This is a genomic window from Methylobacterium sp. C1 (assembly GCF_001854385.1).
Taxonomy (GTDB): domain Bacteria; phylum Pseudomonadota; class Alphaproteobacteria; order Rhizobiales; family Beijerinckiaceae; genus Methylobacterium; species Methylobacterium radiotolerans.
In genome coordinates, this window is record NZ_CP017640.1 from 4,184,773 (window position 1) to 4,199,358 (window position 14,586).

Annotated in this window: 13 protein-coding genes; 4 read left to right on the top strand and 9 right to left on the bottom strand. The window is 70.6% G+C overall.

All coding sequences use genetic code 11. From position 1 onward, the window contains the following. Positions 1–79: 79 nt before the first annotated feature. Complete coding sequence (locus BKE41_RS19365; RefSeq protein WP_012320594.1) at positions 80–595, bottom strand: META domain-containing protein; 516 nt, start codon at positions 593–595, stop codon at positions 80–82. Positions 596–816: 221 nt separating this feature from the next. Here BKE41_RS19365 and BKE41_RS19370 point away from each other — a divergent pair, with 221 nt between their 5' ends. The 4 genes from BKE41_RS19370 to BKE41_RS19385 all read left to right on the top strand — a co-directional run bounded on the left by BKE41_RS19370 (position 817) and on the right by BKE41_RS19385 (position 3,493). After that, on the top strand, positions 817–1,140 hold the full coding sequence (locus BKE41_RS19370; RefSeq protein ID WP_024829187.1) for an XRE family transcriptional regulator: 324 nt from the start codon (positions 817–819) through the stop codon (positions 1,138–1,140). A 177-nt stretch (positions 1,141–1,317) separates the two neighbouring features. Then, entirely contained in the window at positions 1,318–2,055 is a 738-nt protein-coding gene (locus BKE41_RS19375; protein WP_012320596.1) for a PIG-L family deacetylase, read from the top strand. Beyond that, positions 2,052–2,645 carry an SAM-dependent methyltransferase gene (locus tag BKE41_RS19380; protein WP_029359844.1) on the top strand — a complete coding sequence of 198 codons (594 nt, stop codon included), beginning with the start codon at positions 2,052–2,054 and terminating at the stop codon, positions 2,643–2,645. The genes BKE41_RS19375 and BKE41_RS19380 overlap by 4 nt, the downstream gene beginning before the upstream one ends. After that, complete coding sequence (locus tag BKE41_RS19385) at positions 2,642–3,493, top strand: galactosyltransferase-related protein (protein ID WP_012320598.1); 852 nt, start codon at positions 2,642–2,644, stop codon at positions 3,491–3,493. Before BKE41_RS19380 ends, BKE41_RS19385 begins: the two co-directional genes overlap by 4 nt. 189 nt (positions 3,494–3,682) lie before the next feature. On the opposite strand, the gene BKE41_RS19390 is transcribed toward BKE41_RS19385, so the two are convergent. From BKE41_RS19390 to BKE41_RS19425, 8 genes are all read right to left on the bottom strand, one after another. Further along, entirely contained in the window at positions 3,683–4,654 is a 972-nt protein-coding gene (locus BKE41_RS19390) for a CoA ester lyase (protein WP_012320599.1), read from the bottom strand. 188 nt (positions 4,655–4,842) lie between these two features. Further along, positions 4,843–7,593, bottom strand: a complete 2,751-nt coding sequence (locus tag BKE41_RS19395) for a phosphoenolpyruvate carboxylase (RefSeq protein ID WP_070999993.1) — start codon at positions 7,591–7,593, stop codon at positions 4,843–4,845. 223 nt (positions 7,594–7,816) lie between these two features. Further along, the gene (gene sucD, locus BKE41_RS19400) at positions 7,817–8,707 is read right to left on the bottom strand and encodes a succinate--CoA ligase subunit alpha (protein WP_010687110.1); all 891 of its coding nucleotides are present in this window, start codon (positions 8,705–8,707) and stop codon (positions 7,817–7,819) included. A 16-nt stretch (positions 8,708–8,723) separates the two neighbouring features. Further along, on the bottom strand, positions 8,724–9,902 hold the full coding sequence (locus tag BKE41_RS19405; RefSeq protein ID WP_012320601.1) for a malate--CoA ligase subunit beta: 1,179 nt from the start codon (positions 9,900–9,902) through the stop codon (positions 8,724–8,726). A gap of 434 nt (positions 9,903–10,336) precedes the next feature. Then, positions 10,337–10,978, bottom strand: a complete 642-nt coding sequence (fchA, locus tag BKE41_RS19410; RefSeq protein ID WP_070999994.1) for a methenyltetrahydrofolate cyclohydrolase — start codon at positions 10,976–10,978, stop codon at positions 10,337–10,339. A gap of 10 nt (positions 10,979–10,988) precedes the next feature. Then, on the bottom strand, positions 10,989–11,852 hold the full coding sequence (locus BKE41_RS19415; protein ID WP_012320603.1) for an NADP-dependent methylenetetrahydromethanopterin/methylenetetrahydrofolate dehydrogenase: 864 nt from the start codon (positions 11,850–11,852) through the stop codon (positions 10,989–10,991). Between the two features lie 179 nt (positions 11,853–12,031). Further along, a complete protein-coding gene (locus tag BKE41_RS19420) occupies positions 12,032–12,976 on the bottom strand; it encodes a D-2-hydroxyacid dehydrogenase (RefSeq protein WP_012320604.1) in 945 nt (314 codons plus the stop codon). Between the two features lie 103 nt (positions 12,977–13,079). Next, entirely contained in the window at positions 13,080–14,288 is a 1,209-nt protein-coding gene (locus BKE41_RS19425; protein ID WP_012320605.1) for an aminotransferase class V-fold PLP-dependent enzyme, read from the bottom strand. Positions 14,289–14,586 lie beyond the last annotated feature (298 nt).

A 14,586-nucleotide genomic window follows, 5' to 3' on the forward strand; every position in this document is an offset into this window, starting at 1 on the left:
TCCGCGAGGAGTGAGCCTCGACGCCTCTCAAGGGCGTCTGAATCGGCGGCCGCCTTCGTCCGGCGTGGTGAACCGGACCTTAAAGGGCCCGGTCGAACTTCAGCTCGCCGTTCGGGCTCTTGAGCACCAGCTGCGAGCCGACCATGTCCCACACCGCCGAGGTGCGCAGGGCGATGAAGAAGGCCTGCTCGGTGGCCGCGAGGCCCTTGTCGCAGCTCTTCTTGGTCAGCGCGAGCGGGCCGACGGCGATGTGCTGCTCCTTGAGCGGGAACGCGGTGGCCGCGAAGGTGTTGCAGCCGCCGTAGCCGCGGGCGCGGTACTGCTTGTCGATGATGAAGCTCGGCCGGTCGCCGCCCGTGAACGGCTTGCCGTTCAGGCTCACGGCGGTCCAGGTCGAATCCAGCGGGAACATCTTCTCGCTGGCCTTGGTCCCCGGCACGTACTGGGGCTTCTTCTCCTCCTCGCCGCCCGGCCGGCGGTTGCCCCGGCCGAAGCCCGTGGGCGAGCCGCCCATCTGCGCCTGCGCCTGCGTCGCCGCGGACAGGTCCATGGCCAGCACGGCACAGGCCAAGCTCGCGATCAGCACCCCTCTCATCGTCCAGTCCCCATGTCGCGCGCGCCGCGCGCAGGTCACCCCGGTCCGGAAGCGCCGCGCCGGCCGCGCGGTCCGGCCCCTCGCGAGGCCGCTCCGAATCCTTGCGCCCTGGCGGATGCGACAGGATTTCAGCACAATTATGGTCGCGCTCGGCCGAAGACCGCCCGGAAACGATCCGGGACCGCAATCGTTGTTGATGATCGCGAAGCAGGAGGATGACCTTGGCAGGATCGGACGAGGGGGCGCAGAGCGGGAGCCGGGCGCTCGCCATGACCCCGGCGCAGTCGCGGGCGGCCCGCGGGCTGCTCGGCTGGTCGGAGGCCGATCTCGCCGGCAAGGTCGGCCTGGACGAGCGATTCGTGCGCGACTTCGAGGGCGGCTACAGCGATGCGCCCAGCGGGCAGGTCGAGGCCCTGCGCAGCGCTCTCGGCGCGGCCGGGGCGGTGTTCAGCGACGCGCCGACGCCCGGCGTCCACCTCGCTGCCGGCCGGGGCGTCGACGAGGGCACCCGCGCCGACGATCTGACGACCGAGAACGACCGCTAACACCCGCCGGCCTTCCCGAACGCGCCGCTCATGGCGCGTTCATGCGCCGCACCCGAGAACCGGGGACGCCCGAACCCGCGCACCGTCCCTGGAGCGTCCCGTGATCGATCCCGTCTGCAGTCCGTCGCGGTGCGACCAGCGCTCTCCCTCGGCCCCCGACCGGATCGGAGGCCACTGATGCGCGCCGACGCCTTCCTGGCCGCCGCCGACGCGCTGCCCGTGGCGAGCCTCGACGCCCTCCTGGGGAGCCGGGGGCTCGTGGTCGTCGCGCCCCATCCCGACGACGAGAGCCTCGGATGCGGCGGGCTGATCGCCGCCGCCCGGGCGTCGGGACGGCCCGTGCACCTCGTCGTGGTCAGCGACGGCTGCGGCTCGCACACGCATTCCCGCCTCTACCCACCGGAGAAGCTGCGCGCCCTGCGCGAGGCGGAAACCCGGCGGGCCGTGGCCGTCCTCGGCCTCGGGCCCGACGCCGTCACCTTCCTGCGCCTGCCGGACGCGCACGTCCCGAGCGACGGGCCGGAGGCCGAGGCGGCCGCGTCCGCGGTGGCCAGCGCGGCCGCGGCGATCGGGGCCGGCGCGGTCTTCGTCACGTGGCGTCACGATCCCCACTGCGATCACAAGGCGGCCGCCGCGATCGTCGCCCTCGCCCGGCCGCGGATGCCGGGCGTGCGGGTCTACGAGTACCCCGTCTGGGGCTGGACCCTGCCGCCCGAGACCGAGGTCGGGCCGAGCCCGGCCGGCCTGCGCCTCGACGTCTCCGCCTATCGCGAAACCAAGGCCCGCGCCGTCGCGGCCCACGAATCGCAGACCACGAACCTGATCGCGGACGATCCCGAGGGCTTCCGTCTCGAGCCCGCCATGATCGACCGGCTCTGCGGCCCCTACGAACGCTTCGTCGCCGTGCCCGCATGACCCGGCGGACCCAGACCCTCCCGGAGGATTACTTCCTCGGCATCTACGCCAGCGACCCGGATCCCTGGCGCTTCACCACGTCGTCCTACGAGCGCGACAAGTACGCGGCGACGCTGGCGGCGCTGCCGAGGGCGCGCTACCGGGCCGGGTTCGAGCCGGCCTGCTCCATCGGCGTCTTCACGCACGCCCTGGCTGAGCGCTGCGATCGACTCCTGTCCACCGATCTGGTCCCGGCCGCCGTGGAGGCCGCACGGGCGCGCTGCGCGGATCGCCCCCATGTCGAGGTCCGGCAAGGCGCGATGCCTGCGGACTGGCCCGCGGAACGGTTCGACCTGATCGTTCTTTCCGAGTTCCTGTACTTCCTGGCGCCGTCGGATTTCGCCGCGCTCGTCCGCCGGGCCGGCGAGACGATCGAGCCGGACGGCGACATCGTGCTGGTGCACTGGCTGGGCGAGACCGACTACCCGCTGTCGGGCGACGGTGCCGCCGAGGCGTTCATCCGGCTGTCCGCGCCCTTCGCCCAAGTCCGGGCGCAGGTGCGGACCGCCGATTACCGGATCGACGTCCTGAGCGCCGGAGCAGCCCCGTGAGCGTCGCGGTCATCACCCTCAACAAGGGCCGGCGCGCGCACCTGACCCGCCTGCTCGAAGGCCTGGGCCGCGGCGATCCGCCCGATCGCTGCGTCGTCGTCGAGATCGGCGGCGACGCGGCGCCCTATCCGGACCTGCCCTTCCCGGTGGAGCGCGTGCCGTTCCCGCATGCCGGCCTGCCGCTCGCCGCGGCGCGCAATGCCGGGCGCCGGGCGGCCGGTGCCGACACGCTGATCTTCCTCGACGTGGACTGCATCCCCTCGGCGGGGCTCGTCGCCGGCCTGTCGCGGGCGGTGGCCGAGCGGGACGGCCTGATCTGCTGCGAGATCGGCTATCTGCCGGCCGGTGCGGTCACGGACGGGTGGCGCGCGGCGGATCTGGAGCGGCTCGGCCGGCCGCACCCCGTGCGGGTCTTCCCGCCGGCCGGTGCGGTGGCCCCGGCGCCGCAGCCCGGCCTGTTCTGGTCCCTCGCCTTCGCGGTGCGGGCCGCGACCTACGACCGGCTCGGCGGCTTCGACGAGACCTTCTCGGGCTACGGCGCGGAGGATACCGACCTCGCCTTCCGGGCCGAGCGGGCCGGCGTGCCGATCCTGTTCCTCGGCGGGCCCCGGGCCTACCACCAGCACCATCCGGGCTACGACCCGCCGCTGCAGCATTTCCGCGACATCGTCGCCAACGCGGCCCGCTTTCGCGACCGTCACGGGCTCTGGCCGATGGATGGGTGGCTCGACGGCTTCGCCCGGCTCGGGCTGATCGCGGCGGATCGGTCGACCGGGATCGTGGTTCACCGGGATCCGACGCCGGACGAGATGGCTGCGGCGCGGCTGCCGGACGATCGGCCGTTCTAGGGCCGTCGCGGCCGCCGCGCCGCAGAGTTGGTCCCTTCGCCCGAAGGGACAGGTGAGGGACGCGCCCGCTCCGGGGCCTTCTCCACCCTCAACCGAACGTGTCGGGCGGATCGCGGACGTGACCGCGGTCCGCCTCCCAGAGAGCCCCGGCCTCGGGCGCGTCGAAGCTCGGCGCGCCCGCGGGCGGCCTCAGCCCTTCATGGCGTTCGCCTTCTCGATCAGCGCCTCGGCCATGCGGATCGAGGCGATGTCGATGAGGCGACCGTCCAGGGACACGGCGCCGCGGCCGGCCTTGGCGGCCTCTTCCATGGCCTCGAGGATGCGGCGGGCCTTGGTGACCTCGGCCTCCGAGGGGGTGAACACCTCGTTGGCGAGCTCGATCTGGCTCGGGTGGATCGCCCATTTGCCCTCGAAGCCGAGGGCGGCGCAGCGGCGGGCGGCCGAGCGGTAGCCGTCCGGATCCGAGAAGTCGCCGAACGGTCCGTCGATCGGACGCAGACCGTAGGCGCGACAGGCCACCAGCATGCGGTTCTGGGCGAACAGCCACGGGTCCTGCCAGTGGGTCTGGCGGCTGCCGGACTCGTCCTTGTCGGTGAGCACCGAGAAGTCGGGGTTCACGCCGCCGATCACGGTTGAGCGGGCGCGGGTCGAGGCGGCGTAGTCGGCGACGCCGAAGGACATCGCCTCCAGGCGCTTGGAGGACTGGGCAATCGCCTCGACGTTGGCCATGCCGAGCGCCGTCTCGATCAGCACCTCGAAGCCGATCTGCTTCTCGCGCTTCTTGGCCTGCTCGATCTGCGTGACCAGCACGTCGATGGCGTAGACGTCGGCCGGCACGCCGACCTTGGGGATCAGCACCATGTCGAGCCGCGGGCAGGCTTCGACGATGTCGACCACGTCGCGGTACATGTAGTGGGTGTCGAGACCGTTGATGCGGATCATCATGGTCTTGTTGCCCCAATCCAGGTCGTTCAGCGCCTGGATGATGTTGGTGCGGGCCTTCTCCTTGTCGTCGGGGGCGACCGCGTCCTCGAGGTCGAGGAAGATCACGTCCGCCGCCGAGGAAGCCGACTTCTCCATGAAGGTCGGGTTCGAGCCGGGCACGGCGAGTTCGGAGCGGTGCAGGCGCGGCTTGGCCTGCTGGATCAGGGTGAAGCTCATCTTGGGTTCTCTCTCCTGGTGACGGTTCTGGTGCCGTTGCGGGATGCGATCCCGTTCACCGGCGGCAAATGGCGCGCGCCGGACGCTCTGACAGAGCGCGGACGCGCGAATGGACCGGTTCCACCGGCGTCCGGCCGCAGCGCGGGTTCCCCCTCCCGAGCGGGAGAGGGCGCACGTTCTGCCCTCGCCTACCCGGTCGCCCCGAAGCCGACCGCGATGCAGTTGATGGACAGGAGCAGGGCCGACTTCACCGCCTCGCGCCGATCCTCGTCGGTCTCCGCGCGGTAGCGGGCGAGCAGCTCGACCTGCTCGCGGCTCACTTGGTTGATGGTCGGGAGCCGGCCCTTCAGGCGGTCCCGGAACAGCGGGAAGCGCTCGGCCAGCTCCGTGCCGCCGCTCACCCGCAGCACCATCTCGCGGGTGAGCGCGTACTCGGCCTCGATCATCGAGAAGATCCGGTCCCGGGTTCCCGGGTCCGGGACGAGGCCCGCGTAGGCGCGGGCGATGTCGAGATCGACCATCATCAGCGTCTTCTCGACCTCGTCGAGGACGAGGCGGAGGATGCGGGATTCGGTGAACAGCCGCTTGAGCGCCGCCTCGCCGTCCCGACCGCGCACGTCGATGAAGCTCGCGAGCCCCGATCCGACCCCGTACCAGCCGGTGATCACGTGCCGGTTCTGCGACCACGCGAACACCCAGGGGATCGCCCGGAGGTCCGAGAGCGCGCGCGCGCCGAAGCGGCGGGCCGGGCGGGAGCCGATGTTGAGGAGCGCGATCTCGTCCAGCGGGCTCGCCGCCTGGAAGTAGTCGACGAGGCCGTCGGTCTGGAGCAGCTGGACGTAGGCCGCCCGCGAGGCGCCGGCCAATGCCTCCAGGGCGTCGTCGTGGCCCGGCCCCGCCCGCTCGCCGTCGCCCGCCAGCGCGTGCTCGAACACCGAGGCCGCCAGCAGTTCCATCTGGTAGGCGGCGGTGCCGCGGTTGGCGTACTTGAACGAGACGACCTCGCCCTGCTCGGTGGTGCGGAACCGGCCGCGGATGGAGCCCGGCGGCTGGGCCATGATGCCCCGGTGAGTCGGCACGCCCCCGCGGCTCACCGAGCCGCCGCGCCCGTGGAAGAAGGCGATCCCGACGCCGAGCTCCTCGCCGAGGCGGGTCAGCTTGCTCTGCGCCTTGTAGAGCTCCCAGTTGGCGGCGACGAAGCCGCCGTCCTTGTTGGAGTCGGAGTAGCCGATCATCACCTCCTGCACCCCGCCCTGCCAGCGGGTCGAGCGGCGCACCACCGGCGTCCCGAGCAGCGCCCGCATGATCGCCGGGGCGGCGCGCAGGTCGTCGATGGTCTCGAACAGGGGCACGATCGGCAGCGGGCAGATCTCCGTGCCGGCGGCGTCGAGGAACACCCCCGCCTCCTTGGCCAGCAGGTACGCGCCGAGCACGTCCTCCACCGAGCGGGTCATCGACAGCACGAAGGCGCCGAACGCCTCGCGGTCGAGGGCCTCGCGCATCTCGGCCACGAGGGCGAAGGTGGCGAGCGTCTCGCGGGCGGCGTCGGGCAGATCCTCGAAGGACCGCTCGGGATCACGCGGCCGGGCGAGCTCCGCGTCGAGCCACTGGCGCCACGCGGCCGAGCCGAGGGCCGGCGGCTCGCCGTCGCCGTTGCGCTGGCGCCAGAGGGCGTGGAGCGTGTCGGTGGTCCGGGTGGTGTTCTCGCGCAGGTCGAGACGGACCGTCGAGAACCGGAAGATCTCGACCATCCGCCGCACCGGGCGGACGAGATCGCGCGCCAGCGCCCCGCACTTGGCCTCGGTCAGGCCGCGCTCCAGGGTGCGCAGATCCTCGATCAGCCCGTCCGCGCTGGCATAATCGGGACCGGACGGGTGCTCGCCCTCGTTGCGGGCGACCGTCGCCTCGATCTTGCGCAGGACGCAGGACAGGTACTGTCGGTAGGGCTCGCCCGGGTTGCGCCGGGTGATGGCGCGGGCTTGGCCGCTCTCGGCGAGCTGCCGGTCGAGCTCCGCGCGGAAGCCCTCGGGCAGCGGCAGCGAGCGCTCGGTGAGCGACAGGGTCCGGCCCAACTCGCGCACGCGGTCGCGGTAACGGGTGAGCGAGGCGAGCGCGTTGCGGTGCAGGGTCTGCCGCGTGACCGCGGCGGTGACGTAGGGGTTGCCGTCCCGGTCGCCGCCGATCCACGAGCCGAACTGGAAGAACGGCGGCACCCTGAACTCCGTGCCCGGATAGGTCTCGGCCAGCGCCTCGTGCAGCGCCTCCAGGGTCTCGGGCAGCATCTCGAACAGGGTCTCGTCGAAGAAGTGCAGGCCCCAGGCCACCTCCCGCTCGACGGTCGCCTTCTCCAGGTGCAGCTCGCCCGTCATCCAGACCAGCTCGATCTGGTCGCGCAGCTCGTTCATGAGCCCGTTGCGCTCGCGATCGGTCCAGCGCGGCATCTCCAGCTCGCGCAGCACGAGGTAGATCCGGCGGAACTTCTCCAGCACCGTGACGCGCTTGCCCTCAGTGGGATGGGCGGTCAGCGTCGGGCGGATGCGCAGGTCGGTGAGCAGCGCCTGGATCTTCTCGGGCGGCACCCCCTGTTTGCGCGCGTCAGCGAAGACCTTCGCGAACGAGCCGCTGAGCGCGGCCCGCCCCTCCGTGCGCTCGACGTGCCGGCGGCGGCGCATCGCGGCGTTCTGCTCGGCGATGGAGATCAGCTGGAACCAGATGCCCTGAACCTGCAGCGCGCGTGCGAGCATCTGCGGCGAGAAGCGCGAGATGTCGGCCGTGCCGTGCAGGACCGCCTCGAGGTCGGGGTCGTGCCGGCGGGCGACGTCGAGCAGCGCCTGGAACAGGATGTCCAGCGCCTGCTCCGACGACGTGCCGACGATCACCGGCGGCGCGAAGGCCGTGGCATCGACGAGACCGGGGGTTGCGTGAAGCGTGCGGGTCATGGGGCCACCTCGTGGCGCTCTTTCTTGAAGGACGAGGCGCGACGCGCCCCCTCCCCTCTCTGCGGGGGAGGGTGGCCCCCGCGTCAGCGGGGGTCGGGAGAGGGGAGCGCCATTTCCGGAGAGGTCGCGACGGGAGCTGAAAGCCCGCACCGTCGCGCTGCCCCTCTCCCGCCGCGCATCCGGGGGCACCCTCCCCCGCAGAGGGGGAAGGGGTGCAGCGCGGCTACGCCGCCCGGGCGAGCACGTCGGCCACCGTCTGGCCGAACGAGCCCGGATCCGGCGCTACGGTCAGCCCGTACGAGCGCATGATCTCGGCCTTCTCGGCGGCGCTGTCGCCGGCCGCCGAGATGATCGCGCCGGCGTGCCCCATGCGGCGCCCCTTCGGAGCCGTGAGTCCGGCCACGAACCCGATCACCGGCTTCGACATGTTCTCGCGGATCCAGGCCGAGGCCTCGGCCTCCTGCGGGCCGCCGATCTCGCCGATCATCAGCACCGCGTCGGTGTCCGGGTCAGTCTCGAACAGGGCGAGGTGGTCGAGGAAGGACGAGCCGTTGATCGGGTCGCCGCCGATGCCCACCGAGGTCGAGATCCCGAGCCCCAGCTCCTTGAGCTGGGAGGCCGCCTCGTAGCCGAGCGTGCCCGAGCGCGAGATCACCCCGACATTGCCCGGGAGGTAGATGTGGCCGGGCATGATGCCGAGCATGGCCTTGCCGGGCGAGATGATGCCGGCGCAGTTCGGGCCGACCACCATCGTCCGCTTCTCCTTGGGATAGCGGTAGAGGTAGCGCTTCACCCGCATCATGTCCTGGGCGGGGATCCCGTCGGTGATCGAGCAGACCAGCCGCAGCCCGGCATCGGCCGCCTCCATGATCGCGTCGGCCGCGAAGGGGGGCGCCACGAAGGTGATCGAGGTCGTGGCCCCGGTCGCCGCCACCGCTTCCTTGACGGTGTTGAACACCGGCAGGCCGAGATGGGTGCGCCCACCCTTGCCCGGGGTGACGCCGCCGACGACGTTCGTGCCGTAGTCGAGCATCTCCTTGGCGTGGAAGGTGCCCTTGTCGCCCGTGATGCCCTGGACGATGATCGGGGTGGTCTCGTCGATGAGGATGCTCATGGCGCGGTCTCCCCTCTCAGTGCTGGGTCTTGGCGGCGGCGCAGGCGTCGACCGCCTTCTTGGCCGCCTCCGCCAGGGTGTCGGCGGTGATGAGATCCAGGCCGCTCTCGGCCAGGATCTTCTTGCCCGCCTCCACGTTCGTGCCGGCGAGCCGGACCACCAGCGGCACGTCGATCTTCACCTCGCGGGCGGCCTGGACGACGCCCTCGGCGACCCAGTCGCAGCGGTTGATGCCGGCGAAGATGTTGACCAGGATCGCCTTCACGTTGCGGTCGGAGAGCACGAGCCGGAAGGCCGTCGCCACCCGCTCAGGGGACGCACCGCCGCCGACATCCAAAAAGTTCGCCGGCTCGCCGCCCGCGTGCTTGATCATGTCCATGGTGGCCATGGCCAGCCCCGCGCCGTTGACGATGCAGCCGATCTCGCCCTCGAGGCCGATGTAGCTGAGGTTGTGCTCGGCGGCCTGGGCCTCGCGGGGGTCGCCCTGCGACGGGTCGTGCATGTCGGCGATGCCCGGCCGGCGGAACAGGGCGTTGTCGTCGAAGCTCATCTTGGCGTCGAGCGCCAGCACCCGGTCGTCCTTGGTCACGACGAGCGGGTTGATCTCCAGCATGGTGCCGTCGCAGTCGCGGAACGCCCGGTAGGCGTTCATGATCGTCTTCACCGCGGCCGAGACCTGCTTGATGTTCAGCCCGAGCTGGAAGGCGATCTCCCGCGCCTGGAACTGCTGCAGGCCGACCGCCGGCTCGACCACCACCTGGATGAGCGAATCCGGCTCCTTGGCGGCGATCTCCTCGATGTCCATGCCGCCGCGCTGGCTGGCGATGACCCGGACGCGCTCGGCCTTCCGGTCCAGCACGTAGCCGAGGTAGAGCTCGCGCTCGAACGGGTCCGCGGTCTCGACGTAGACGCGCTGCACCGGCTTGCCCTCGGGCCCGGTCTGGTGCGTGACGAGGCGCTTGCCGAGGAGGTCCTTGGCGGCGTCGCGGACCTCGTTGTAGGTCCGGCACAGCTTGATGCCGCCGGCCTTGCCGCGGGCGCCCGCGTGGATCTGCGCCTTCACGGCCCAGAACGAGCCGCCGAGTTCGGTCGCCGCGTAGACCGCTTGGTCCGGGCTGAAGGCGATCGCGCCTTTCGGGACGGCCACGCCGAAGCTCGCGAGCAGCTCCTTGGCCTGATACTCGTGGACGTCCATTCGGCGCCTCCTCCGCGGTTCGTTGCCGCCGTTGACGCCATCTACTTTAGTTGAGTCGAAAGATTACGCCCGTCAAATTTTTTGATCTCGGGCTTGACGACGGCTTTTTCGCATCCGCAGCACGGATCGTATTCGATATTGCGACGCAACATACAGAAAAACAACGAGGCCGGGGCATGATGCACCCGGCCTCGATTGTCGATCCGACGGACTTTTCTTCAGAACGCTTCGTTCGAAGGCGCCCGCTCCGTCATCGCGAGCGCACCGAAGTGGCCCAGGGCAGCGCGACTTCTGAGATCGTACCGCCGACGGGATTGCTTCGCTTCGCTCGCGGAGACGGCGGCGTCGACGGGATCAACCGGACACGCTGTCCAGCTTGGCGCCGCCGCAGCGGGCACGCGCCCTCCCCCTGCCAGGGACGGAGGGCGTCCCTCTCAGTTCACCTTGGCCTTCACGATCCCGTAGACCTTCTCGGTCAGCGCACCGGCCTCGCCGAGCAGCTCCTCGAGCTCCTTCAGCCGCTCGTCGGCGAAGTCGCGGTCCTCGAGACCCTTGGCGTTGACGTAGACGTTGAGCGCCGCGCTGCGCAGGCCGGCATAGGCGGAGAGCACCGCCACGCCGGCGTCCGACACGACGTTGAGATTGCCCTTGTCGGCGGTGATCGCCGCGAGGTCGATCACCGCGCGGCAGGCCCGGCAGCAGGCGAGCGGCACGTCGCAGGCGGTCTTGAGCGCCGCCTGGATCCTCTCCGCGCGGGCCGACTTCTCGTCGTCGGTGTTCTTGGGCATCCCGTAAGCGCCCATCACGGCGTCGAAGGCCTGGACGTCCTCGCCGATCATGCCGGTCAGCACGACCCGCAGGCCCTCGGACTTGGCCAGGACGTCCTTCAGCTCGGCCTCGACCTCGACGTACTTCTTCTTGCCGATGGTGAGGTTGCAGACCATCGACACCAGGGCCGCGCCCATGGCGCCGGAGATCGCCGCCGCGCCGCCGCCCCCGGGGGTCGGGGCGGCGCTCGCCAGCTCCGTCAGGAACGTCTCGATGCTGTCGCTCTCGGGGCGATGCGTCTCGGTCACCGGCGCCTCCTCAAGCCATCGTCTTGGCGAGGGCGTAGATCTCCTCGGCGTCGAGCACCTTGTCGGTGCTCTCGAAGAGCTGGCCGACGCAGGCCCGGTGGAGCTTGAGCTTCAGCCCGCCGATGCCGAGCGCGCCGAAGGCCTGCTTGCCGTTGCGGTCCTTGCCCTTGTCCATCACGTCGATGCCGCCGATGCCCGTCGGAGGCTGGGCGTTGTAGTCGGCGACGAACTCGATGGACGATTCCTGCGCCCAGGCGGATTCGGGCAGCAGCTCGACGCCGATCGCGCCGGCCGTGAACACGAGGTTGGTGCCCTTCACCAGGGCGACGCGGGAGGCCTCGTCGGGGGTCGCGGCGGCCTTCACGTTGACCTTGAAGCGCTTGTTGATCTGGTCCGCGGCGGCCTGGGTCTTGTCGAGGGCGCGGCCCGCGATGGTGACCTCGGCGCCCTCGCCGGCGAGCAGGGCGGCCGAGCGCATGCCGACCGGGCCGGTGCCCGCCAGCACGACGGCCTTCTTGCCCTGGAGCGAGCCGGCGGCCTTGGCCACCAGCGCGACGCCCGCGGCGGCCGTGGTGTTGGAGCCGTTGGAATCGAGCATCACCGAGACCCGGAACGGGCCGAAGAAGCGCTTCTTGACGGCGGTGAACAGTTCCTCGCCGGCCGCCATGCTGCCGCCGCCGACGAAGATCGCCGTCGACTTCTTCTCGGAACCGCCGCGGGTGTAGATCGTGCCGTCCACGAGCGCGCCGACATTGTCGGGATTCACGCCGCCGTAGCCGGTGATGTGGTCCGCGCCGCCGTCGTAGCCGACGACCGTGTCGAACACGTTCGGCACGGCATCGGTGTCGAACAGGAACAGCAGCTTCTTGGTCATTCTCTACCTCGGCCCAGGGTGGGCATCATCGACGTGAACACTCCACCCCGTCATTCCGGGTCCGCGAGGCGGGACCCGGAATCGAGACGCTCAGGTGGTTCTCTGCCGACACCGTCGGCGACACTGGGTTCCGAGCCCGCCCGCGGCGCCCCGGAATGATGGCGCGCTGCGCGCCGCCCTCAGCTCTCGACCACGTTCTGCGGCTTGCCCGCCACGAACGCCTCGACGTTGTCGACGAGTTGGTCGGCCAGGATCTGCATCGCCTCCTTGCTCGCCCAGGCGACGTGCGGCGTGACGATCAGGTTCGGCAGGTCGGCCTCGCACAGGATGTTGCCGTCCTTGGGCGGCTCCTGCGCCACCACGTCGAAGCCGGCGCCCGCGATGGTGCCGTCCCTGAGCGCTTCGAGCAGGGCCGCCTCGTCCACCAGCCCGCCCCGGGCCGTGTTGATGAGGATGGCGCTCTTCTTCATCTTCTTGAGCTCGGCGGCGCCGATCATCCCCTTGGTGTCCGGGGTCAGCGGCACGTGCAGCGTGATCACGTCGGACTGGGTGAGGATCGTCTCGAAATCCACGAGCCCGTCCTGCGGGAACACGTCGTAGGCGATGACCTTCATGCCGAGCGCCTCGGCGCGCTTGGCGATCGACTTGCCCAGCGCCCCGTAGCCGACGATGCCGAGGGTCGAGCCGGCGATGTCGTAGATCGGGTAATCGAAGTAGCAGAACTGCTTGGACTTCGCCCAGTCGCCGCGCCGCACCGAGTTGGCGTAGGGCACGATCGCCCGCCGCAGGGCGAACATCAGCCCGACCACGTGCTCCGGCACGGTGTTGAACGCGTAGTTGCGGATGTTGACGACCGTGACCCCCTGGGCCTTGGCCTGGGCCTTGTCGACCACGTCGGTGCCGGTGGCGGCGACCGCGATCAGCTTCAGGTCGGGGAGCTGCTTCAGCGTCTCGGCCCGCATCGGAACCTTGTTGATCAGCGCGATCTCCGCCCCCTGGAGCCGCGAGACGATCTCTTCCGGCGTCCAGGTCGACTCGTGCTCGACGTATTCGTGGGGGAAGTTGAACGGTCGGACCCTGGCATCGAGGGACTCACGATCCAGGAACACGATCTTCTTGGTCATAGGACCCCTCTCGAACGACGGGCGGTTTCCTCGATAGTCTTGTTCTTACTTGCGCGTCGGGGCGGGCCCGGCAACCCGGTCCCGCCCCGATCGCGTGCGCAGTTCACGCCTTATGCAGCGGATTCTCGCGCAGGTAGCTGGAGGCGGCGGCGACGCCCGAGCCCGGCGTGACCTTGATGCCGCAATCGAGCATGGCCATCTCGGCGCCCGCGATGGCGCCCAGCAGCGACAGCTCGTTCAGGTCGCCGAGGTGGCCGATGCGGAACACCTTGCCGGCGACTTTCGACAGGCCGGCACCGAGCGACAGGTTGTAGCGCTCGTAGGCGTGGGTGATCACCTTGGCGGCGTCGGCACCCTCCGGCACCACGATCGCCGTGACCGTGTCGGAGTTCCACTTGGGCTCCTTGGCGCAGGGCTTGAGGCCCCAGGCCGCCACGGCCTGACGGGTCGCCTCGGCGAGCACGTGATGGCGGTGGTAGACGTTCTCCAGCCCCTCCTCCTTCACGATCGCCAGCGCCTCGCGCAGGCCGTAGAGCAGCGGCAGGACGGGGGTGTAGGGGAAGTAGCCGGTGGCGTTGGCGGCCAGCTGGTCCTTCCAGGCGAAGTAGGCGTGGCCGAGCCGGTCGTTGCGGCCGGTGCCGCCCTCGGCGATCTTGAGCGCCTTCGGGCTGATGCAGATCAGGCCGAGGCCGGCCGGGAGCATGAAGCCCTTCTGCGAGCCCGCGATGGCGCAGTCGACGCCCCACTCGTCCATCTTGAACGGCAGCGAGCCGATCGACGAGATGCCGTCCACGAACAGCAGCGCCGGGTGGCCGGCGGCGTCGATCGCCTTGCGCACCGCGCCGATGTCGCTGGTGACGCCCGTGGCGGTCTCGTTGTGGACGACCATCACGGCCTTGATGGCGTGGTCCTTGTCGGCGCGCAGCGCCTCCTCGATCTTCTGCGGGTCGGCGCCCGCGCCCCACTCCTCCTCCTGGACGATCACGTCGAGGCCGAGGCGCTGGGCCATGTCGACCCAGAGGTGGCTGAACTGGCCGTAGCGGGCGGTGAGCACCTTGTCGCCGCGGCAGAGGGTGTTGGACAGGGCCGATTCCCAGATGCCGGTGCCCGAGGACGGGAACAGGATGACCGTCCCGTTGGTCGAGCCGAACACCATCTTGGAGTCCTGCAGCAGTGGCTTCACCAGCTCGGGGAAGCTCGGCGACCGGTGATCCTCCGACGGCACGTGCATGGCGCGCAGGACGCGCTCCGGGATGTTGGTGGGGCCCGGGATGAAGAGGTGGTTGCGACCGGGGCGCCGGGTTGCGGCCATGATGTTTCCTCCGAAAAGTCCATTGCGCGCGGGCGTGAACCCGCGCCGGGTTGTCCAAGCGTCCTCAGGGAGTCGGTCCGGCGCCGTCGAAAGCGGCTCGCGCCGCACCCCCTCGAACGCCATCCTCTGCCGTGATCGGGGGGTCTCCGCGGAGCGGCAGGCGGCCTCACGCCGCTCGCGTCGCGGCGCGCCCCCGCGCGCCGGTCGCCTCCGAATTGCCGTCCCGTCCAACGGCTCCAGGGCCGTCCTCGCCGCCTTCCTGTCAAGGTCCGGCCGTGCTCGTGCCGAGCGGCCGGTT

Bases quoted from the DNA above. Each gene is read 5' to 3' on its own strand.
- BKE41_RS19365 (WP_012320594.1), bottom strand. From the start codon at position 595: ATGAGAGGGGTGCTGATCGCGAGCTTGGCCTGTGCCGTGCTGGCCATG.
- BKE41_RS19375 (WP_012320596.1), top strand. From the start codon at position 1,318: ATGCGCGCCGACGCCTTCCTGGCCGCCGCCGACGCGCTGCCCGTGGCG.
- BKE41_RS19380 (WP_029359844.1), top strand. From the start codon at position 2,052: ATGACCCGGCGGACCCAGACCCTCCCGGAGGATTACTTCCTCGGCATC.
- BKE41_RS19390 (WP_012320599.1), bottom strand. From the start codon at position 4,654: ATGAGCTTCACCCTGATCCAGCAGGCCAAGCCGCGCCTGCACCGCTCC.
- BKE41_RS19395 (WP_070999993.1), bottom strand. From the start codon at position 7,593: ATGACCCGCACGCTTCACGCAACCCCCGGTCTCGTCGATGCCACGGCC.
- sucD (WP_010687110.1), bottom strand. From the start codon at position 8,707: ATGAGCATCCTCATCGACGAGACCACCCCGATCATCGTCCAGGGCATC.
- BKE41_RS19405 (WP_012320601.1), bottom strand. From the start codon at position 9,902: ATGGACGTCCACGAGTATCAGGCCAAGGAGCTGCTCGCGAGCTTCGGC.
- BKE41_RS19415 (WP_012320603.1), bottom strand. From the start codon at position 11,852: ATGACCAAGAAGCTGCTGTTCCTGTTCGACACCGATGCCGTGCCGAAC.
- BKE41_RS19420 (WP_012320604.1), bottom strand. From the start codon at position 12,976: ATGACCAAGAAGATCGTGTTCCTGGATCGTGAGTCCCTCGATGCCAGG.
- BKE41_RS19425 (WP_012320605.1), bottom strand. From the start codon at position 14,288: ATGGCCGCAACCCGGCGCCCCGGTCGCAACCACCTCTTCATCCCGGGC.